The sequence below is a fragment of the Pseudomonas protegens CHA0 genome (assembly GCF_000397205.1).
Taxonomy (GTDB): Bacteria; Pseudomonadota; Gammaproteobacteria; order Pseudomonadales; family Pseudomonadaceae; genus Aquipseudomonas; species Aquipseudomonas protegens.
On the sequence record NC_021237.1, the window covers coordinates 4,285,067 to 4,302,255 of the forward strand.

Consider the following 17,189-nt stretch of genomic DNA (forward strand, 5'->3'; position numbering starts at 1 on the left):
TCTATGCCTGTTCTAGATCGCTTCCGCAGTGTTTGCACTTAATCGCGATCGCCAGGATTTCCTCTCCGCAAAATCGGCAGTTCTTCTTAGGTTTTTCTTGGGCGGGCGCGCCGAAATTAGTAGGGGTCGTCCTTGGCGATTCGGCTACCACAACTGCCGATGGCTGCTTGAGTGCCCAAACCAGAGCGCCAACCCATCCCAGAAGGCTCCAGCCAAGAAAGAAATTTACGGCCGCTATCGCAGATAGATTGCTTCTCTTCCTTATCCAGGCCTCAATCGTGGGGAGCATGTAGAAAGCCGGTATGAAAATTACCCCGCTGAATGCAATAAGCTTTCCAAACGCATTCAACTCAAATCGATCCGTCCCCATGGAGTAGCTGTAAAACGCGAGAAAACCTAAAACTAGCAGTCTCAAGACAAACATTGGAAGTCCCTATCAAGTGATCATAGATGGCCTTCTTTTCATCGTATCACTGCCAGACTCTTGAAAAAATCAAACACCAAAACCCCGCCGAGGCGAGGTAATGGTTTGCAGTAACTGAGTTTTAGCGCGAAACGCCGCCTGCGATCACCGAAGGAAGCCCGGACCGAAGCTGATCAGCCAGCCTGGCCAGCATCTCCTGAACAGACTCCCGCCAGAGGATTTGCTGAATCGGCTTGCCGTCGCTGTGCCTCTTGCCTGTGTCAGTGATGACTGCGAACAGCTTGCCGTCGGGCGTCACCTCCCAGCGCTTCTTGCCGGGCTTGTAGATGACTTGATGCTGAAGGCCGCAGTCAGCAAGCAACTTGTTCATGCTCACCGCGCTCATGCCGAACTTTGCCCCAAGTTCCGTGGGTGTGTAGTTCATCTCTTGCGATTCGTTGACCAGACGCTTAACCCCTGCCATTTCCATCAAGTCAACGCCGATAGCGGATTTGACCATGCTGTTGGCGCTCAGCAGAGCCTGATTCCCTTCCAAGCCGAAGCTTTCGGCGATGCGCTTGGCTGCGTCGAGGTTGTCGGCGGCTATTGGAAGCCGCTTCTCTTGTGGAATCACTGAGTCGTTGGCGGCGACCGAATCGAAGGTGCGGATCACGTGGAGACTGAAAATCGGACTGACCCACATGGCGTAGGAGATAACCAACTCCTTTACGACATAGGTGCCACCGTACCTTCCTGCCTTAGACGCAACAGGAACGCAATTCTGCTCAGGAGCAGAATTAGAAATCGCCTCAGCAAGCTCAACGGTTTCTGGGCGCTTCATGAAAAAAGCCGGCTGATGTCGAGTCTCCCCGCCTGCCGCTCGATGAAAGTCATTCAGACTGAAGCGCCCGTCCTGGTCCTGGTGAATCTCGATACCTGCGATCATCAGCGCGCTCATGCTGCATCTCCCATCTTGATCGCGTATCGGTGAGGCTCATCAATCACGCAGGTGAGGCCATGGGCGAAGCCAACGATCTCCCGCAGCTTGTTCCGGTAGGTGCGCAACTCCCACCAGGCGCCCTCCACTTCATAGCCTGCCCTGCGCAGCTCAATGAGAATGGCCTCGCAAGGAGTGCTGCCCTCATGAAAGTCGCGCAAATCGTTAAGAGACACATCGAGCCAAGCATGGCCATCGCCGCGTGACTTAACCATTTCAGGCCTGCGTTGAGCGAGAGCCTCAACTGGGAAGTGGATGTTCAACGGTTGCTCAGCCTTGGGCTCTTCCTTGCCCAGATACTCACCTTCAATTGCGTAAGCGGCGACAAAGTTACAGGCCGCATCCAGCTGATCGCCCGGGATCAACTCCATGCGAGGGACATCGAAACGTGCATGCAGGGCCGACGCCAGTTTGGCGGTCGCGCTACGTTGCTGCTCGGCATCCAACTTGGCGACACGACAGCGCATGATGTTCCCGAGCTTTCGGGCACCTTGCGGCCCAAGCAACTCATCCAGCATGGGCTGCATCTTGCCTTGGTCTTCATAACGGCCATGCTTGCGAATCGCCGGAAGAACCTCGGAGGTTACCCACTTCTTGAAGCGCTTGGCTTCGGCCTTGCGGCTGCGCAGGATTGCCGAGTAAAGGCCAGACTCATTGATGACCAGCATTTCTTGGTCACCGCCAAGGGTCTGCACAATCGACAGACCCTTTTCGTCATCGTCCAGATGGCGAGTCATCGCCGACGCTTCGCTGTACTGAAGGGCAGCGGAAACATCGTTGGCCACGAACCATGGCTGATCATCAATCAACAGCGTGCGCACTTGCTGCTTGCCGAAATTGAACGGGATGACATTGGATGCTGCTGTGCTATTATTCGACATGACGTTTTTCCTAGTACGTTGAACGTTCTCCGAAGCCCTGACGACTCTCACCTCGTCGGGGCTTCTTCGTTTCAGGCCATCGCCTGCTTGCTTTGCGTTTTTCGCCACTTCAACCCTTCCTCAATAAGAAGTCCCAGCTCAGCGTTCAAGCTGCGTCGATTTTTCTTTGCCTCGCTCTCTGCCAGCAGCTTTATCGATGACTCCAGACTTAGCGGGTACCGCGATTTTTCCATCCTCATAAAACCTCCTTAGCAATCACTAGACATCATTAAGCATCATTTATGACATCTGGTCAACATCATTTGCCATCATCTTCTTGCACTAAAAAAGATTCACGAACATCATGCTTTTCACACCAAAGTATGGAATCAACATGCACCACCCTAAAGGTTTCCCTTCCAGGCTCGTACGCCTCCGAGCAGACGCCGGCATGACCCAGCGCGATCTTGCAAAAGCGAGTGGGCTAAGCGTTCCTCAAATAGGACGGTACGAGATGGGCACCTCCCAACCCCGCATGACCGCACTAGTGAAACTGGCTAATGCCCTTGGGTGCGAGGTGGAGAAGCTACAGGACGTCGAGGATCAACCTGAAGTTGTGGAAATGACCTTGGTTGAGGAGGGAGAAAAGGACCTACTTATCGCTCTCCCAAGAAGCACAATCGATAGCCTGCACGCGCAAGCTGCAAAGTACGGGGTCACGGAAGAAATAATGCTCAATGCCATCATTGACTTTTTCCATGCAGAAACCCGCGGCGAAAAGATCACAATCAAGGAAGCGATCGCAAAAGTCGTCGAAGAAGCAAAGACGTGGCCTCCTCTGCCCGACTGAAGCCCATCCTGACCGCATTGGCTAGTCCTAAGGCGCCCCTCGTACTCACCCCCTCTGTTCCGCCATCACCTGCAAGGCCTCAGCCTCCATCTGCCGGATGTCACTGAAAATGCTTTGCCTGGAGCCAGCCGGCACGCCACACATTCGGATGACACTCGGCAGGACGCCGTAGTCCAGACCGGTAGCGCCGCACGCGCCGGCCCGCCACTGGGTGCTCATCGCTTCGAAAACGGTGAAGGCCGGCCAGTTATCCGGCCAGACCTCGCAGTCCTGGCCGGTAAGATCACCCACCAAAAAGCCAAAGGTCTTCAGCTCTTCAGCCGAAGGCCCCTGCTCGTAGAGTGCGCGCGCGGCGCTTAGGAGTTTCCCAGGCGGGCCTGGTTGAAGGCTTCGGAATAGGCCGCCAATACCGCGCTGGGAATCGAGACAATCGAGGTGACCAGAATGCGGATGTTCTGGTCGTTGAACTCTTCTTCGAAGTCCCAGCCGGCCACCACCGCCTTAACTTGATCCACCTGCAGGTCGATCTGGGCCGCGGTGAAGGCTTTCAGGTCCATCTCGTCAGCCTTCAACCCCAGAGCCTTGTGGCGCTCGCCCCACTCAGCGTAAAGCTCGGCCAGACCGGTCCGGTCCAGGTACTTGAACTCAAACCCCACCTTCACCGGCTCGCCGCCCAACTGCGGGATCAGCACGTCGGCCCTGAAGGTTGGATTCTGGATAAGCGAGAACTTGGCCATGGGTTACACCGAGGTCAGATAGCGGGTTGGTTCGGACTGCAGCGCCAGGTTGACGGTGCGGGTCAGCAGGTTGTTACGGGACACCGCTGGCTGCTTGGAGAACGAGGTGTAAGCCCCGTAAAGCAGAGTGTCATTGCCTGGAAGATCGAGGCGCGCAGCATGTACCTGCTTGCCGGCATCGGCCGACATCAGGACAGCGTTGAACGGTTGGGCCGGGTCGTCCGCGATGGTCAGCACCAAGCTGGCCGCCGACTTGTCGGTCGGGATCTGCTTACCTTGGTCGTCTTCCAGGAACACCACATCGATGTAGTTCTGCTCACCGCCGGAGAAGGCCAGGTCGTTAACCTGCGGGATCTGCACCCAGGTCAAAACCTTCTTCATGGTGCCTGCACCGTTGCCAGCAGGGAAAAGCTCCGTGTTGCTGGTGTCGATCCCCTCCAGAGTGATCGCCGACTCAGTCGCGGCCTTAACCCGTACCACCTTGTTGTCCAGCCGGCTCCAGCCGGAGGTCAACAGCACGATGTCGCCGACATCCAGATCGGCGTTCGTCACTGTGGCCACAGCCTCGGTGGCGTTGGAGATTGCAGTGAAGGCCAGGGCAGTTGCGTAAGTTGCGGCGTGATGGAAGGTGCCGCCGTTAGGAATTTTGTATCCCATTGGGTGTTTCCTCTCTTCAGAAATAACAAAACCCGCTCAATAGCGGGTTTGTGGGGCTGCCCGATGGGCGGAATCAGTTGGTGTCAGCGCGGTACTGGAAGGACACGGGCACGGTGTAGGTCGTGTCACTATGAATGCCTGGGCCCTGGTCTGGTGGCGTCATGGTGATCACCGTCAGGCCGGCCTTCTCGTTCCGCTCATACAGCGGAAACAGTGCGCTGATCTCGTCAGCCAGGCCGCCGGCCGGACCGCGGTACTTGCCCGATGGCACTACTACGCTGGCCTGGAAGACGCCGGTGTAAAGCCGGTGATCGCCGCCCAGGGTGTTGCTCGCAGTATCCGCCGGCAGCGTGTAGGCACGGAGGTAGGTTTCTCCGTCCTTTGGCGTGTAGGCCTCGTTCTCAACCACCACCTTCAGCGGCGGAACCCTGGCTTTCGCCCAGGCGATAACCCGGGCCTGATAGATCGTGGCGATAACGTTATGGCTCATACCTGGTTGTTCCTAATGGCTTCATCGACGATCTGCTGGAAACGGGCCAATGTGATTCGAACCATGCCGCCGGGGGCCTGCTTTGAATGCCCGTATTCAAGCGGCACCGCATAAGGCAGGTTGTTCACGATGTAGGCTGTCTGGCCTGCTGTCAGCTGTCCGACCTGTAGCCGTAGCTTGGCCAGGGTCACACCTCCAGAAGGATCGACCTGATCCAGCGTGCCGTCGGCGGGTGTATCGATCGAGAACTGCCAATTCCCCCGGAAGCGGCCGCCGACATAGTCCTTGCCGACGATCAGGCCGTTCACGTTGAAATTCTGGTCACGCTCGGTCTTGGTCAGGGGCTTGGCGTACTTCACGCCGCGGCGCAGCTTGCCGGCCTTGGTGAAGTTGCTTTCGTCCAGGTTGATCAGTGTGTTGCGCACCGAGACTTTGAAGTCGTAGTCGTCGGCTGCGCGTGTATTGGTCGCGCGGTGCGCCACGTTGGCGGCCCAGATCTCCGGATTACCCACCGGTGACATGCGAATCACGCTGCTGCCGATCTCGATCACGATCTCGCGAAAGGTGGCGTCAATGCCGGCCTGGGCCTGCTCGGCAAACTGGCGGATGTTCTCGGCGAAGCTGCCGTTCCTGCCCGCGTACCGGTTCATGACCGCACCTGCAGCTCGTACAGAATCGGCGTACCGGCGGGGTTGATCTCTTTCAGCGGTGGGATGATGGACCAGGTCCGGCCCTGAATGACCACCTTGTTCAGCAGATCCGGCGCCCACGCCAGCCCCTGAGCGGCGACCTTGAGCTTCTTGTCGCCCTGCTTGATGAGGCTGTTGTTCTGGAACTCCAGGCCTGTGAAGTCGAGAAGGATGCCCTGGGCTGTTTGCTCGATGATGGTGTCAGGGCCGGCCGAGTCGGTATCAGGATCGTACTCGCCGGGCTTGATGTCGCGGATGGTTACGGGCTGGCCGAACTCTGTGATCATCTCCAGAGCCATCATGGCCATTTCGTCGTAGAAGACCATGTTGGCTCCGTTTCAACTATGCGCGTACTGCGAACAGCCCGCGCTTCTGTAGATAGTCAGCAAACTGCGTGGCGCTCGGTCGGTCCGGCGCCGCCGGCAACAGTCGGCCGCTGCTGTTCGGTATGGCGGCATACTCGCGGGTTACCGCCCCTTCGACACGCTCCAGGGTTACCGCGCCTTTGCGCTTCTCGATCGGGTCGATATCGTCCTGATGGATCTCCGCAGCCAAGGCCATCTGGCCGTACTGAATACGCGCCGGCAGGTAGTTGTTGGGCTTGATCTCCTGATCCAGCAGAACTTCCCGACGCGGCCAAGCCAGAGCCTGCTCGCTGCTGGTCTTGCGCCCCTTCCAGGTCATGCCATCCATTGCCAGAGCCGCTCGGCGAAGCAACGCTTCCTGCGCGGGCACCTCCGCCGGGATGGCTACGCCGAATTTCACGGCGTACATGGCCAGATCCACGGCGGACGCATAGCTCTCGGCGTCAGGCTTGCCGGTACCATCCTCGACTATGAGCGCCATAAATCAGCTCGCTGGAATGAGTTTCACGATTTCGGCTTTCGAGGCCTTCGGATCGAACTCGATGCCCTGGGCAGTGAGCCAATCACGCAGATCTGCCACGCCCATTTTGGCCGGGTCAGTTTCAGCAGCGCCGCCAGGCTCGACGAGATCCACCTCGATCTGGACGGCCTTATAGGCCTCAACCACTACCGGCCAATCACCCACAACAGTGACCTTGGTCACACCGGATTCTGGCTTATCGAAGTACTGCGGGTTGCGATAGCGCTTATCGGGATCGAAGTCCGTGGTTTGCGCAGAGTAAGTCAATTCCATGGGTATCTCCAAAGCGGCTCAAGACGAACCGCTTGCTGAGGAAGGCGCTAATTAAGGCGCGGACAGGTCGATCAGAACGCCAGCGGTGACCTTGTCGCTGGTGGCGTACTTGGTCCAGTTGGCACCGGTGCCGATCGCAGCCAGGTTCGGGTTCACCCCACCGGTGGCGTCCTTCCAGCTGTAGCCGAGCAGGTCCAGGTTGAAGGTGCCCTCAGCGCGGAAGCCCATCGCCAAGTTTTCCTGGGTGTTGATGGGGTACGAACGGAAGCCCGGAGCCTGCGACTCAGTGATTTTGATTGCCCCAGCCTGCAGGCCGAAGATGGTTTCGGTCGGAATGGTGTCCGATACCAGAACGGGCTTGCCCATGGTGCCGGGCTGGCCACCGTAGATAACCACGCCAGCTTCTTCGTAGACCTTCTCGGTGATGGCTTGGTCGACCATGTCGAAGTAGGTAGCCGAATCCATGGTCCACAGCGCAATGCGACCGAAGCGATCGCCGAACTTGCGCATGCCCTTGGTCAGCGCCTTTTTGCCATCAGTGGCGAAGCTGGCCTTGGTGACCATATTGGGGTTGGCACCGATGGCAGCCTTCAGCGCGGCCATGGCGTATTGGATGTAGCCTTCCAGCACTGCGTCGGCATAGTCCTGCCCCACCAGTTCGGAGAACTCTTCCGGCGAGCGCGCGCGACGCTTGAAGGCCTCCTCGGTGGTCTCATAAGGACCGTACTTGAAAGGCACCTTCACACCGACCATTTCGCCGGAGCCGATCTTCTGGCCGGCAACCGCGGCTGTCGAGTTCACGTCGCGGTGAGCGATGGATCCGCCGAGCTTGTAGAAAGCACGCTTGCGCAGGTCGCCTTCGATCAGTTCGTTGTCCAGCACCAGGGCGCCGTTGGAAGAGGCGTTGAAGATGTCGATCACATCCTGGATGCGCTCCAGGTAAGCGGTTTGGGCAAGATCGTTGTAGACGATCATGTCCGAGGTGACGGTAGTCGCCATGGGTTACTCCATTATTTGGGCAATTTCAGGTAGGCGTCCTGGCCGTTTGCAGTGATGAACTCACGCTTGGCGACAGAGGACATTTCGGAACGTTTCAGAGCGGCCCCACCGCCATTTCCAGCACCGCCGGCCCCGCCGCCAGATGCCTTGCTGCCTGCGATCAGAGGACCGAACGCAGGGTCTTTCGTGAATTCACTCTTCAGCTCTTCCAGCGTAGTGGCGGAGAGCTTGCCGGCTTGGTCCAGCACTACGACAGTTGGCTTGCCGTCGCGCTGCTCGACGCTCAAGCGACGTTCGATATGGGGAAGCAGTGCCTTGGCACTGCCTGGGATGGCTAGCGTAGTTGCGATCTCGGTAGCAGTACGCCCTACGGTCAGATCCCGGATCTGGCCTTGCAGGGTGTTGCGCTCTGCCTCCAGCTGACCGGCCAGCTCTGCCTCACGGCGGCTGTACTTCTCGGACCAGGACTTTTCGAGTTCTTCGACGTTGCCCGATTTGCGCAGAGCCTCCTCTCGCTCCTGACGCGCCTGCTCTTCGGCATCCTTGCGAGCCTTATCGGCTGCCTTCTTCTCGTCGAGCAGTTCCTGAACCTTCGATTTCAGGCCGGAAACGTCTTCGGGCTGAGGCAACCCCTCGATACCGAGGACATACTTGCCCTCTTTCTCGGTGTAAAAAGCGCGCACGGATTCGTCTACCCCTTCCAGGGTATCCAGTTGGAATTTCAGCATTGGTTGTCTCCCAGAGACGTAGGTGCAGGCCCTGCCTACGAAGAAAAAACTTGCACTAATTCTTCGTTGTAATTACATTGGAGTCACAACGAAGCGAAAGGAGCGGTAAATGAACTCGGTACAATTCATTCATGGTGAAAACGGTGAAGCGATCTTTGCGGTGATGCCAATTGCTGCGTATCGGGATCTCGTAGCAGGTAGGTCAGCTTTAGAGCCAGCGGCTCAAGCCCACCCACTTGTTAATGAGGATCAAACCATGATCAAACTTCCTTATGGCGGCCTTAACGCTTATCTGCATGTGCCTGATCTGTTGAACTATTTGCAAAAGCACGGCATCAAGCACCTTGCTATAAACCAACGAGCTCAGGTCTATGCGGCTTATCCGGAGAACCAGCTCATGACCCTGGACCCGATCATCCGTCGCGAATTCATTGATGACCTGCGCTACAAAAACACCATGCAGGCAACTACCGAAGTGATTGATGCATTGGTATCGACTGGAAAGTTTCGCCGTTGCAAGCAGCGCTACGAAGGCGTATTTACCCGCGCCGTTAATGCGGTTGAACTCGTCGACTAAACGGCCAAGCGAGCTATCTCAGCCCTGCCTTTTCAAATGCAAGCGGCTCTAGGGCTTTCATTTGCTCAAGGGTTAAGGGTGAGAAATTACGGTCCAACTGAAGCTCGCTGAATCGCACAACGCTTAACCCACCATCACGCAGCAGCTTGGCGCGACTAGGGCCAATCGCCTTGTCCTGAAACGCCGCCGGCTGCTGCTTAAGCCAGTCGTAGTAACTAAGGTCGGCCCTCACCTGCTGCGGACCATCCTCGCCAATAGATGCCCGCGTGGCATCCTTGGCAAATAGCGCGCTGAAGCGAGTCACCGCCACCACCGTCGAGCGACAGTTGATGTGGATCGGCGGCCTGGGCCCTTCAGTCAGCTTGAACCGATGCTTGTCGAGCGTTCGGCACTGGGGCGTTGTCTTCGAATCCAGCGTGCTGACCCACTCCACGGCCTGGACGACGTCGGAATTCTCTTTCAGCGTCTCCATGCGCGCCTGGGTGGCGACGTGCTGCACTGCCGTCCGCACAATGGCACCGGCGTTGCGGTTGGTCGTGGCCAAGATTCCGTCGTTGTAGTTGAGCGCCTTGGTCCCGCGGATGTTCTTGATGATCTGGAAGTTGGTCTGGCTTTCGAAGAAGCCCTGCCGGATCGCGCCCGTGAGGCGTTGCCGCTCGGTGGCTGTGAAGCCATCAATGAACGACTTGAGCAACTTCCCGCCATCCACGCCGCGCACACTGAGCGGATTGGAGAGGATCGCCGTCCTGATCGCCGCAGCGCCTGGGACAGCAGCCTCAAAGGACACGCCCACCGGTGCTGCCCGTGTAAGGCTGGTCGCCTCGAACTGCGCCTCATAGTTGGCGATGTCGACCAGGTCCAGGTTCAGCTTCTCGCTGTACCGGTCAAAGATGCCCAGCAATAGGCTGTCGACTTCCTGCAGCAGTACCTCAAGGCGCCGAGCGGTGTACTCAGTGAGGTCCGCGCGCGCCAGGCGATCACGGATCGACCTGTCGATCTCTTTGAGGAAGGGGCCGAACTTCTCGACCTCTCCCGACTTCAGCTGCTCGAGGAACACGGCGTGCCGGATAGTGGCATCAAGGATCGCTTGATTTGCCGCCATCGCCAGACCCTCCAGTCAGGTCATCCAGTTGTGGGCCCGCATCAGCCGTCTGCAGTTCATCCCGGATCTCGTCGTCGGTCTTCTCCGGATCGATGACACCGCGGTCGCGCAGGTATTGCCAGAAGTCAGCCTCAGGCAGCCGGCCACCCTGCACAGCGTTGAACAGTGCAGAAAGAACCGCCGGGTCAAGGCTGATCTGCGTGAAGTCCTGGTTCAACTTGTACAGCGACTCGCCAGCGACGTTCAGGAACTCGCCCATCCACTCCAGGCACTGTGAATAGGCCTCGCTGACGTTGTTCACGATCAAGGACAGCACGCTGTGCTCGGCGGCGCTGTCATTGTCGGCCTGGGTGGCTGTCTTCACTGCACTACCACGCTCGATCAACCTGGCGCCGAGGGCGATCAACTGATCCTCCTTGGCGTCCATAGCCTCCTTGATCATGGTATTGGCCTGGGCCTGGAGAATGCCAGCAGTGCCGTTCTGAGGCAGAGGCAGAATGGCCCGGGAACCGAAGTAGATCCCCTTCTCTTCCAGCATCTTCACCCACTGCTCATCAAGGCCAGCCATGTACACCTGGGGCTGGCCCATCAGGTAAGCCGCATCCTCATAGTCGGCACTGTTGCGGTAATGCCCGATGTTGATCTCGGCCATGTCGTACAGCGGAGAGTCGTCGATGCTCGCGTCGTTGTTCTCGCTTCCAAGGAACTGGAAAGGGATCACCCTCCACCGCTGGCCTGCGCCGTTCAACGGGGTGAAAGGCGCTATGACCATCGACGTCTGACCAGAGCCCTCCTCCCACACCTCCTGGGTGTAGTTTCCATCCGCATCCAGACGTAGCACGCGATACTGGGTTACCTGCTTGCTGCCGAAGCCATCATCAGTGTCGACATCGACCTTCTCCTCCAGCACCACCAGGCTAAGCAGGTGCTGGCCACCTACCTTGCGAGTCTTCCAGTTCTTGATCGCTTCCGTTGGGTAGCTACTGATCGTCGAACGGACACGGCCAGACGCCATATCGGCAACACTCACGGCCTGACCATCAACTTGCGGGTAGTCCACCAGCAGCCCGTGACGGCCCACCTCGAGCAGGTGCCCAATCACTGACTGGGACTGCTGGTAGATGCTCACACCCTGGCCATCGATATCCTTGGCCACGTAGTCGAGCGCGCCCGGAACCGTCAGCGTCGGCCAGGTACGGAATACAGCGCCCACCAGGCTGTGCTTGGTCCGGCCGGTGGCGTTGTAGAACACGGCCCGCTGTTTGTAGCCGTCGTAGCGCTCCCGGTTCTCCCTGCTCGTATCATGAGCATTGGGGCGCGGCAGGTATCGCTCGCCAGCAGCCTTGATGGTTTCCGAGCCCTTGCAGACGTCGCGCACCAAGCGCCAGCGGTTTCTCGCCGCGTCGTACTCGGGACGGGTGAAGGTGACGTCTGTCATCGGGCAAATCCCATATTCAGCGAGGTGACCGGTTTCACGATCGGGAACTCTTTGTGGATGAAGTAGCCGCCGGCGTCGTTGGCGTGGTCATTTCCTTGTGACTTGTCGGGCTCGCCGTTGGGCGCCCATACCTGCTGCTCCAGGCCGTCGGCGTAGGTCGGGCAGGTAAACGGGTTCACCAGATAACGCCGCTCGCCCTGGGCATTGCAGAACATGGCGTTCATGGCGTTGATCCGATCCTTTACTGGCGGGTTGGCCGCCGGCGCGATGACCGAGAAGCCGGCCTGCTTGAGCATGGCGATGTCCGTCATGCTGGCGTTGACCGACTTGCGCGAATCGCCCGAGGCGTCCGGGTAGATCCTGATCTCGCACGTCTTCTTGAAGTCGTTGCCGTCGTGCTGCCAGTAGCGCTCCTTGATGCGGCGAATCATGTCCGGCGTGTCGTAGCCATCGATCAGCTCATCGACTGCCCTGGGCAGCCCCTGGTCGCGTTTGACGTGGGTGATCGCCGCCATCTTGCCGACGTTGAAGTCCATCCCGATAAACAGCGGCTCGCCAGCCTGGACCGTGTCGAAGCACTGGTTCAGCTTCCGGTCGTAGGCGTGGTAGATCGACCCCGACGTCAGGTTGACGAATTGGCCGTTTAGGTAGGCCCTGATCAGTTGCTCGGGGTACGACTCCATCAGCGACGGGATGTAGTCGTCTGGCAGATTCAGCTCGTTGTCGAAGGTGCTGGCCTGGACCAGGCCATACATCTCCTTGAGCGCCGGCTTGTCGCGAAGTTGCTTCACGAACTGCTGGAAGACGAACTTGAAGCCCTCGGGCGTCGTGGTGACGTCTACCCCGTTCTTCAGGCCCGGCAGGTTGTAGCGCATCCGGGCAATGATCTTGCGCCAGGCCTGCTGTGCCTTGATCGACGTCAGCACGTCCAGCTCATCCACCAGGGCGTGGCCGATCTTGAAGCCGACGATGGTCTGGGGCTTCTCCATCGACCGGCAGATCACAGTGCCGCGGCATTGCCGGCCGCTGTAGATGTGAACCTCATGGTTCGCCTGGTTGATCTTGGTCTTCAGCCCCCAGTCATAGGCCACTTCATCCATGGTCGGATAGAAGATGTCCCGGATCTGCGGATAGGTTGGCGCGAAGTATCCAGCGTTGACGCCGGGCCACTCCATGAAGTGCTTGCTCAGCGCGGAACAGCCTACCCAGGTCTTCCCCGACCCGAAGCCGGCAACAAAGGCGCGGAATTTATGGGGCAGCGTGAGGAACTGAGCCTGGGGTATGTTAAGGCTGGGCATCCGGCTTCCTCGCATCCACCACGTCGACCTGGATGCGGGTCGGGGTCAGCGGCTCGTCGTCCGGCTCTTCTTTGCGGGCCCGGTTGACGTACATGTCCCCGCACTCCTTGGCGGCCTGCTCGTACAGCTGGGCAGTCAGAGCCAGGTTGCGCATGTTCTCGGCCTTCTCGGCCATCCTGGCCAGGCCGCGGAGGCGAAACGCGCGGTTGGCGATCGGGATATCAGCTGTCTCTTCGCGGAATCGCTTGCGGGTGTCGTGGAACAGGGTCTGCCACTTGAGTGCAAGATGAGACCCGGCGCGCTTGGTTGGGTCGTGCTGCTCCACCTGTTGGCGGGTCACATCGATGTCAAACTCTTGCTTCACCGCTTGTGAGACCTGGCTGGGGGTGTCGAAACACGCCAAAGCCTGAACGATGAAGGCTTTCACATCGCTTTTCAGGGCTGCCATAGGTTGGATTCCGTCTCATGCCTGTCTCACATCAGGCCGACTTGAGCAGACAGGTTCCGCAGGCCCTCGATATGTTCAATTTCCCCACCTCAGCAGGATTGTTTGCAGCGTCTACCAGCGCCTGAACGTCAGGGCTCGCGCCATAGCGGCGGACCACACCGACAAACTCTTCGACGTCATGGCCGCGCAGCTTCAGCTTGGGCGCGCCTTCCTGGGTGAAGGCTGGTTGACCGTACTTATCGGTCGCCTGGGCTATGTGATAGAGCTCGTGTTCGATCAGGGCGCAGAAGTCAGCGTCTGAGCACTGAGCGCAGTAGTCAGCAGCCAGAGTGATGATGAAGGCCGGCACGTCGCCGAACCAATCACGCATCTGTTGCTCCATCCGGGCCTTCTGCCATCCACCGGCCCGGAACGCCACCTGTTCGGCCTGGCCAAGAACTGTTCGGCCCTGCTTCTCGAAGCTCGACGATGCCCACATGACCCGGATGTCTGCATCCAGTAGGTGAGCATGGTCTTCGTTGTGGATGCTGCCGGTGTCGGCAAGAATCTCGGCTTGGAGCCATTCCCATACTTCGGGGGCGGGCGTAAGGCGGATGCCGAAGTCGGATAAATCCGACAGCTCAAGAAGTGAAGATGGGGGGTGTGGCCTGCCCATGGATAACCTCGAGCTTGTAATAGTGGCTCGTTGCCGGTATCTGTGAATCTCAACCCACAAAAGGAGCTTCACCTTGACTCAAGCAATTACAGATCTAGCCGGTCACAACGATCGCGTGAAACCGGCCGCACAACAACGCGCGCTTGCAGTATCTGCCGCGCTTGCAGTCATACATGCGAAGGCAGCGAACACACCAGCTGACTGCAACATCATCAAGGATGAAATGAGCAACCTCGGCGAATACGCTGACTTGATTCAAGAGGCGATGAAAGTTAAGTGACCCACCCGTGCCGCACTCACCTGCGGCATTCCTATCTAACCCTCAGGAGAGCACATGGATTTTGACCGAAACGAGGCTGCAGCAATCAGAGCTGAGCTGCAGCGATGGCACGACGAAGCTCGAAGCCTGATCAATGACGCTTCCGACAAATCGAGGCTGTCTGCAACCAGTATTGAATCTCTGAAATCAAGGCTTGTAACACTGAAAGCCGAGATCAAGGAGGCTGCAAAACATGAGACGATTTCCCGGCGCAAGGCTGAGAAAACCGATCTCGAACGATGCTACTTTGGTCCGGCGGTCAGAAGCACCTCGGCAAACTTCCGTATGCGAACAGACACCAGCCCGTGCAGTGAGCTTTGGTCAAGAGGGCTATTCGAGGTAGAGATGGAGCTTTCGTATAAGCTGCACGGTATTGAGAAGTTGCTGAGCGACCACTCTTAGGTCCGCCCCACGAAACGGCGCATTCTAAAACGTGGCGCGGATCAGCCCTCAGCCTTACGGCTCATGAACCGATCGGAGTAGTCCCGCAGCTTCTCTACTCCAACAAAGCCGACCATGCAGCCAGCGAAGGTGGCCAGGTTGGCCGGGAGCGTGAAGTACTCCAGCAGCGGGATCAGGCTGGAGCCGATCAGGCCGCAGATGACGGCCTCAAGCACCATCTTGCGACCACTACCACCGCCATAGATCACGCGGAAAACGGCAACAATGGCAGCCGTACCACCTGCATAGATCTGTGGCTGATGCACAGCAAACCATGCCAGTGCTGCCGCCCACAGGTCAGGGTTCTTTTCTGGCATGTTGGACATACTCGATTCCTCCCTTTCGGGGAGCACAAATGAAAAAGCCCCGGCGAATGCCAGGGCTTATAGGAAATCGGACAGGTCTGTCCTAATCGGCTTGATGCCGACTGTGATACCAGTAGAGGTACAACAAACCCAAAGGTGCGATGAACATCGCGAGAAACCAGCAGATGAACATCGTGAGAAATTTCACTCCGAGCATCAGTCCTGCATTGACGTAGAACACGTTAGTGCCCATGACGAAACCAACAATGCTCTCGTACACAAAACGCGAGTACGGATACAGCAGAGCGCTCACGACGGAAAGCGCAGCGTTTGTAAAGTCGATACCGCTGGGCGCCCTCGATTTCATGAAGATAAAGAAGGCAGCGCAAAGTGCGCCAAAAAATAACTGTCGGAGATAATAGCTAGCTGTCAGCCCGCCAAATGTCTTTGCAAACAACGAGTTCATAAGCTCCCTCTAAAGCGATGATTTCAATTTGCCATCAACAATATCAGCATCACTCATCAGGGCAAAGCAGAACACGCTGCTGCGAAATGCAACCGCCCCCCCCCCCCCCAAACTTCACGCCCAACGCACCAACCAACCCCGCGGTAAACCACGTATCAAGCCTGTCGAGCAAACGTTGCAGAAACTCCATGCGCTCGACTCCGTGGGCATAGTCAAAGAAAAAGACCATTGCTGGTCTGGGCGAAGCCCAAAGTTAAAAACCACTAGATAGAAGGCCCGGCGCATGGCTGGGCCTGTAACTAGTTGTGGCCTTTACGCAACCAAGTCCCACGTGATTGCAATCGATCCAGTAGCAGCAGCGCCTGCGATCCTAGAGCCAGCAGTAACCCAAAGCCCCATACCGGCAGGCACGAACAGGGGTTCTGGAAGCGTAATTAAGGAGTGGCTGGTCGCGACAGCTGGGCCGTTACCGCAGAAAATAATCCGCGTGTTGGCGTCGCCAGCGCTGGCAGGAGCAGCCTCCGAGGCATAAAGGTTGACGTACCCATCAGCAGGGTCAATGTAGGCCGTCTGAATGGTCAGACCGTTCAAGTTCTCGGCTGGCGAGACGATCTGTACAACCCCCTTCGGGAACAAATTGCCGAAGTGTTTACCAATTTTTACTGCGCTCATTTTTAGCACCTTTTGAGTCGAATGATTGTTCGCGGAGGATTCCGCTTTCATGTCGCTCAAGGGCGATGGTTCGAGGCTCAAGGCCTTCACTCAGAGACCTGTAGGTCAGGCCCTATATCGAGCTGATATCCACATCCTGTGCGTCCGAGGAGCGGAATGACTATCTCAACAAAATACTGTACATACAACCAGTATTTTGGACCCTGTTTGCCCACCTGTATTAGCAGCTCGGAGCAAAGGGTGTGGGAAGCCATAAACGAAAAAACCCCGGCAAATGCCGAGGCTCTAGTAGGTACAATTGACCGCTGCTTTAGAGTCGAGCCAACAATTCAGCTTTCTTGGCGCTGAATTCTTCCTCAGTCAGCACGCCGGCAGCCTTGAGCTCGCCCAGCTTAGTTAGCGCTGCCATGGCGTCACCGCCTGCCGGTGGTGCTGCTGGAGCCGCTGCTTGAGCGCCTGCATGGCGGCCCTCTTCAATTGCATCAAATAGCGCCTGCTCCTTTTCCTTTTTAAAGGTCTTGAACTCAAGCGCGTCATGCGATGTATGTAGGCGGAGCGAACGGTGCCCCATGAAAGACTTTCGCTCGATCGAGGTGATGCCCTTCAGCGGCATGGTCTCGATGACCTCGCCAAAAAGCCCCTTCCGGTAAAAAGCCGCCCTAGAGCCAGTGATGATCAATACACCGTTGTGTTGAGCATCCTTCCCTTTGCCCATCATTTCGCCGATGTAGCCCTCACCCCAGGCGAGAATCTGCTCACCGCTCTGAAGATGTTTGGCCCTGAATTTTGCGACATGTTTCGACTCATCAGCCACTTCGAAGCTCCTTGTGATTGGCCCTTTGCCGGATCATATCCAAGAGCCCAAAGCCATGCCAGCCAAAAGCCATCACGCCACACCAG

The 17,189-nt window shown here is 57.7% G+C and carries 26 protein-coding genes; 4 read left to right on the plus strand and 22 right to left on the minus strand.

What is annotated here, in order from left to right; translation table 11 throughout:
- Nucleotide 1 precedes the first annotated feature (1 nt).
- The 3 genes from PFLCHA0_RS32360 to PFLCHA0_RS18940 all read right to left on the minus strand — a co-directional run bounded on the left by PFLCHA0_RS32360 (nt 2) and on the right by PFLCHA0_RS18940 (nt 2,281).
- On the minus strand, nt 2–424 hold the full coding sequence (locus PFLCHA0_RS32360) for a superinfection immunity protein (protein WP_041752371.1): 423 nt from the start codon (nt 422–424) through the stop codon (nt 2–4).
- Nucleotides 425–545: 121 nt separating this feature from the next.
- Nucleotides 546–1,361, minus strand: coding sequence for a KilA-N domain-containing protein (locus tag PFLCHA0_RS18935; RefSeq protein ID WP_015636161.1), 816 nt, complete (start codon nt 1,359–1,361; stop codon nt 546–548).
- Nucleotides 1,358–2,281: a BRO-N domain-containing protein gene (locus PFLCHA0_RS18940; protein WP_015636162.1), complete on the minus strand. Its 924-nt coding sequence runs from the start codon at nt 2,279–2,281 to the stop codon at nt 1,358–1,360. Before PFLCHA0_RS18940 ends, PFLCHA0_RS18935 begins: the two co-directional genes overlap by 4 nt.
- A gap of 373 nt (nt 2,282–2,654) precedes the next feature.
- Between PFLCHA0_RS18940 and PFLCHA0_RS18945 the strand changes: the two genes are divergently transcribed.
- Nucleotides 2,655–3,110 carry a helix-turn-helix domain-containing protein gene (locus PFLCHA0_RS18945; protein ID WP_041752373.1) on the plus strand — a complete coding sequence of 152 codons (456 nt, stop codon included), beginning with the start codon at nt 2,655–2,657 and terminating at the stop codon, nt 3,108–3,110.
- 45 nt (nt 3,111–3,155) lie between these two features.
- Here the strand turns inward: PFLCHA0_RS18945 and PFLCHA0_RS18950 are convergent, their stop codons facing one another.
- The 10 genes from PFLCHA0_RS18950 to PFLCHA0_RS18995 form a co-directional block, all read right to left on the minus strand.
- Nucleotides 3,156–3,401: a DUF1799 domain-containing protein gene (locus PFLCHA0_RS18950; protein ID WP_015636164.1), complete on the minus strand. Its 246-nt coding sequence runs from the start codon at nt 3,399–3,401 to the stop codon at nt 3,156–3,158.
- A gap of 65 nt (nt 3,402–3,466) precedes the next feature.
- Nucleotides 3,467–3,847 carry a phage tail assembly chaperone gene (locus PFLCHA0_RS18955; protein ID WP_011062036.1) on the minus strand — a complete coding sequence of 127 codons (381 nt, stop codon included), beginning with the start codon at nt 3,845–3,847 and terminating at the stop codon, nt 3,467–3,469.
- A 3-nt stretch (nt 3,848–3,850) separates the two neighbouring features.
- The gene (locus tag PFLCHA0_RS18960; RefSeq protein ID WP_015636165.1) at nt 3,851–4,504 is read right to left on the minus strand and encodes a phage tail protein; all 654 of its coding nucleotides are present in this window, start codon (nt 4,502–4,504) and stop codon (nt 3,851–3,853) included.
- Between the two features lie 73 nt (nt 4,505–4,577).
- Entirely contained in the window at nt 4,578–4,994 is a 417-nt protein-coding gene (locus PFLCHA0_RS18965) for a phage tail terminator-like protein (RefSeq protein ID WP_015636166.1), read from the minus strand.
- On the minus strand, nt 4,991–5,644 hold the full coding sequence (locus PFLCHA0_RS18970) for a hypothetical protein (RefSeq protein ID WP_015636167.1): 654 nt from the start codon (nt 5,642–5,644) through the stop codon (nt 4,991–4,993). Before PFLCHA0_RS18970 ends, PFLCHA0_RS18965 begins: the two co-directional genes overlap by 4 nt.
- Nucleotides 5,641–6,009, minus strand: coding sequence for a hypothetical protein (locus tag PFLCHA0_RS18975; protein ID WP_015636168.1), 369 nt, complete (start codon nt 6,007–6,009; stop codon nt 5,641–5,643). The genes PFLCHA0_RS18970 and PFLCHA0_RS18975 overlap by 4 nt, the downstream gene beginning before the upstream one ends.
- Before the next feature lie 16 nt (nt 6,010–6,025).
- A complete protein-coding gene (locus tag PFLCHA0_RS18980) occupies nt 6,026–6,529 on the minus strand; it encodes a DnaT-like ssDNA-binding protein (RefSeq protein ID WP_015636169.1) in 504 nt (167 codons plus the stop codon).
- 3 nt (nt 6,530–6,532) lie between these two features.
- Nucleotides 6,533–6,841 carry a HeH/LEM domain-containing protein gene (locus PFLCHA0_RS18985; protein WP_015636170.1) on the minus strand — a complete coding sequence of 103 codons (309 nt, stop codon included), beginning with the start codon at nt 6,839–6,841 and terminating at the stop codon, nt 6,533–6,535.
- 51 nt (nt 6,842–6,892) lie between these two features.
- Nucleotides 6,893–7,840, minus strand: coding sequence for a major capsid protein (locus PFLCHA0_RS18990; RefSeq protein ID WP_015636171.1), 948 nt, complete (start codon nt 7,838–7,840; stop codon nt 6,893–6,895).
- An 11-nt stretch (nt 7,841–7,851) separates the two neighbouring features.
- The gene (locus PFLCHA0_RS18995; RefSeq protein ID WP_015636172.1) at nt 7,852–8,568 is read right to left on the minus strand and encodes a hypothetical protein; all 717 of its coding nucleotides are present in this window, start codon (nt 8,566–8,568) and stop codon (nt 7,852–7,854) included.
- Between the two features lie 109 nt (nt 8,569–8,677).
- On the opposite strand from PFLCHA0_RS18995, the gene PFLCHA0_RS19000 reads away from it, so the two are divergent.
- Nucleotides 8,678–9,145, plus strand: a complete 468-nt coding sequence (locus PFLCHA0_RS19000; protein WP_015636173.1) for a hypothetical protein — start codon at nt 8,678–8,680, stop codon at nt 9,143–9,145.
- A 13-nt stretch (nt 9,146–9,158) separates the two neighbouring features.
- Here the strand turns inward: PFLCHA0_RS19000 and PFLCHA0_RS19005 are convergent, their stop codons facing one another.
- Genes PFLCHA0_RS19005 through PFLCHA0_RS19025 form a run of 5 tightly spaced genes read right to left on the minus strand, consistent with a single transcriptional unit; the run spans nt 9,159 to nt 14,086 of the window.
- Nucleotides 9,159–10,247, minus strand: a complete 1,089-nt coding sequence (locus PFLCHA0_RS19005) for a minor capsid protein (protein ID WP_015636174.1) — start codon at nt 10,245–10,247, stop codon at nt 9,159–9,161.
- A complete protein-coding gene (locus tag PFLCHA0_RS19010; RefSeq protein ID WP_015636175.1) occupies nt 10,222–11,685 on the minus strand; it encodes a DUF4055 domain-containing protein in 1,464 nt (487 codons plus the stop codon). The genes PFLCHA0_RS19005 and PFLCHA0_RS19010 overlap by 26 nt, the downstream gene beginning before the upstream one ends.
- Nucleotides 11,682–12,983 carry a terminase large subunit domain-containing protein gene (locus PFLCHA0_RS19015; RefSeq protein WP_015636176.1) on the minus strand — a complete coding sequence of 434 codons (1,302 nt, stop codon included), beginning with the start codon at nt 12,981–12,983 and terminating at the stop codon, nt 11,682–11,684. The genes PFLCHA0_RS19010 and PFLCHA0_RS19015 overlap by 4 nt, the downstream gene beginning before the upstream one ends.
- Nucleotides 12,970–13,431, minus strand: coding sequence for a DUF2280 domain-containing protein (locus tag PFLCHA0_RS19020; RefSeq protein ID WP_015636177.1), 462 nt, complete (start codon nt 13,429–13,431; stop codon nt 12,970–12,972). The genes PFLCHA0_RS19015 and PFLCHA0_RS19020 overlap by 14 nt, the downstream gene beginning before the upstream one ends.
- Before the next feature lie 31 nt (nt 13,432–13,462).
- Entirely contained in the window at nt 13,463–14,086 is a 624-nt protein-coding gene (locus tag PFLCHA0_RS19025; RefSeq protein WP_015636178.1) for a putative metallopeptidase, read from the minus strand.
- 73 nt (nt 14,087–14,159) lie between these two features.
- On the opposite strand from PFLCHA0_RS19025, the gene PFLCHA0_RS19030 reads away from it, so the two are divergent.
- Complete coding sequence (locus PFLCHA0_RS19030; protein WP_041752375.1) at nt 14,160–14,366, plus strand: hypothetical protein; 207 nt, start codon at nt 14,160–14,162, stop codon at nt 14,364–14,366.
- Between the two features lie 54 nt (nt 14,367–14,420).
- A complete protein-coding gene (locus PFLCHA0_RS19035; protein WP_041752376.1) occupies nt 14,421–14,807 on the plus strand; it encodes a hypothetical protein in 387 nt (128 codons plus the stop codon).
- Nucleotides 14,808–14,848: 41 nt separating this feature from the next.
- On the opposite strand, the gene PFLCHA0_RS19040 is transcribed toward PFLCHA0_RS19035, so the two are convergent.
- The 4 genes from PFLCHA0_RS19040 to PFLCHA0_RS19060 all read right to left on the minus strand — a co-directional run bounded on the left by PFLCHA0_RS19040 (nt 14,849) and on the right by PFLCHA0_RS19060 (nt 17,103).
- Nucleotides 14,849–15,172, minus strand: a complete 324-nt coding sequence (locus PFLCHA0_RS19040) for a phage holin, lambda family (protein WP_011062053.1) — start codon at nt 15,170–15,172, stop codon at nt 14,849–14,851.
- An 82-nt stretch (nt 15,173–15,254) separates the two neighbouring features.
- Nucleotides 15,255–15,617, minus strand: a complete 363-nt coding sequence (locus PFLCHA0_RS19045; protein ID WP_015636179.1) for a hypothetical protein — start codon at nt 15,615–15,617, stop codon at nt 15,255–15,257.
- Between the two features lie 312 nt (nt 15,618–15,929).
- A complete protein-coding gene (locus PFLCHA0_RS31985) occupies nt 15,930–16,340 on the minus strand; it encodes a hypothetical protein (protein ID WP_210457193.1) in 411 nt (136 codons plus the stop codon).
- Nucleotides 16,341–16,599: 259 nt separating this feature from the next.
- On the minus strand, nt 16,600–17,103 hold the full coding sequence (locus tag PFLCHA0_RS19060) for an SHOCT domain-containing protein (protein ID WP_015636180.1): 504 nt from the start codon (nt 17,101–17,103) through the stop codon (nt 16,600–16,602).
- Between the last annotated feature and the right edge of the window lie 86 nt (nt 17,104–17,189).

Coding starts and splice junctions, on each gene's coding strand:
- PFLCHA0_RS32360 (WP_041752371.1), bottom strand. CDS start 424: ATGTTTGTCTTGAGACTGCTAGTTTTAGGTTTTCTCGCGTTTTACAGC.
- PFLCHA0_RS18935 (WP_015636161.1), bottom strand. CDS start 1,361: ATGAGCGCGCTGATGATCGCAGGTATCGAGATTCACCAGGACCAGGAC.
- PFLCHA0_RS18940 (WP_015636162.1), bottom strand. CDS start 2,281: ATGTCGAATAATAGCACAGCAGCATCCAATGTCATCCCGTTCAATTTC.
- PFLCHA0_RS18945 (WP_041752373.1), top strand. CDS start 2,655: ATGCACCACCCTAAAGGTTTCCCTTCCAGGCTCGTACGCCTCCGAGCA.
- PFLCHA0_RS18955 (WP_011062036.1), bottom strand. CDS start 3,847: ATGGCCAAGTTCTCGCTTATCCAGAATCCAACCTTCAGGGCCGACGTG.
- PFLCHA0_RS18960 (WP_015636165.1), bottom strand. CDS start 4,504: ATGGGATACAAAATTCCTAACGGCGGCACCTTCCATCACGCCGCAACT.
- PFLCHA0_RS18965 (WP_015636166.1), bottom strand. CDS start 4,994: ATGAGCCATAACGTTATCGCCACGATCTATCAGGCCCGGGTTATCGCC.
- PFLCHA0_RS18970 (WP_015636167.1), bottom strand. CDS start 5,644: ATGAACCGGTACGCGGGCAGGAACGGCAGCTTCGCCGAGAACATCCGC.
- PFLCHA0_RS18975 (WP_015636168.1), bottom strand. CDS start 6,009: ATGGTCTTCTACGACGAAATGGCCATGATGGCTCTGGAGATGATCACA.
- PFLCHA0_RS18980 (WP_015636169.1), bottom strand. CDS start 6,529: ATGGCGCTCATAGTCGAGGATGGTACCGGCAAGCCTGACGCCGAGAGC.
- PFLCHA0_RS18985 (WP_015636170.1), bottom strand. CDS start 6,841: ATGGAATTGACTTACTCTGCGCAAACCACGGACTTCGATCCCGATAAG.
- PFLCHA0_RS18990 (WP_015636171.1), bottom strand. CDS start 7,840: ATGGCGACTACCGTCACCTCGGACATGATCGTCTACAACGATCTTGCC.
- PFLCHA0_RS18995 (WP_015636172.1), bottom strand. CDS start 8,568: ATGCTGAAATTCCAACTGGATACCCTGGAAGGGGTAGACGAATCCGTG.
- PFLCHA0_RS19000 (WP_015636173.1), top strand. CDS start 8,678: ATGAACTCGGTACAATTCATTCATGGTGAAAACGGTGAAGCGATCTTT.
- PFLCHA0_RS19005 (WP_015636174.1), bottom strand. CDS start 10,247: ATGGCGGCAAATCAAGCGATCCTTGATGCCACTATCCGGCACGCCGTG.
- PFLCHA0_RS19010 (WP_015636175.1), bottom strand. CDS start 11,685: ATGACAGACGTCACCTTCACCCGTCCCGAGTACGACGCGGCGAGAAAC.
- PFLCHA0_RS19015 (WP_015636176.1), bottom strand. CDS start 12,983: ATGCCCAGCCTTAACATACCCCAGGCTCAGTTCCTCACGCTGCCCCAT.
- PFLCHA0_RS19020 (WP_015636177.1), bottom strand. CDS start 13,431: ATGGCAGCCCTGAAAAGCGATGTGAAAGCCTTCATCGTTCAGGCTTTG.
- PFLCHA0_RS19025 (WP_015636178.1), bottom strand. CDS start 14,086: ATGGGCAGGCCACACCCCCCATCTTCACTTCTTGAGCTGTCGGATTTA.
- PFLCHA0_RS19035 (WP_041752376.1), top strand. CDS start 14,421: ATGGATTTTGACCGAAACGAGGCTGCAGCAATCAGAGCTGAGCTGCAG.
- PFLCHA0_RS19040 (WP_011062053.1), bottom strand. CDS start 15,172: ATGTCCAACATGCCAGAAAAGAACCCTGACCTGTGGGCGGCAGCACTG.
- PFLCHA0_RS19045 (WP_015636179.1), bottom strand. CDS start 15,617: ATGAACTCGTTGTTTGCAAAGACATTTGGCGGGCTGACAGCTAGCTAT.
- PFLCHA0_RS31985 (WP_210457193.1), bottom strand. CDS start 16,340: ATGAAAGCGGAATCCTCCGCGAACAATCATTCGACTCAAAAGGTGCTA.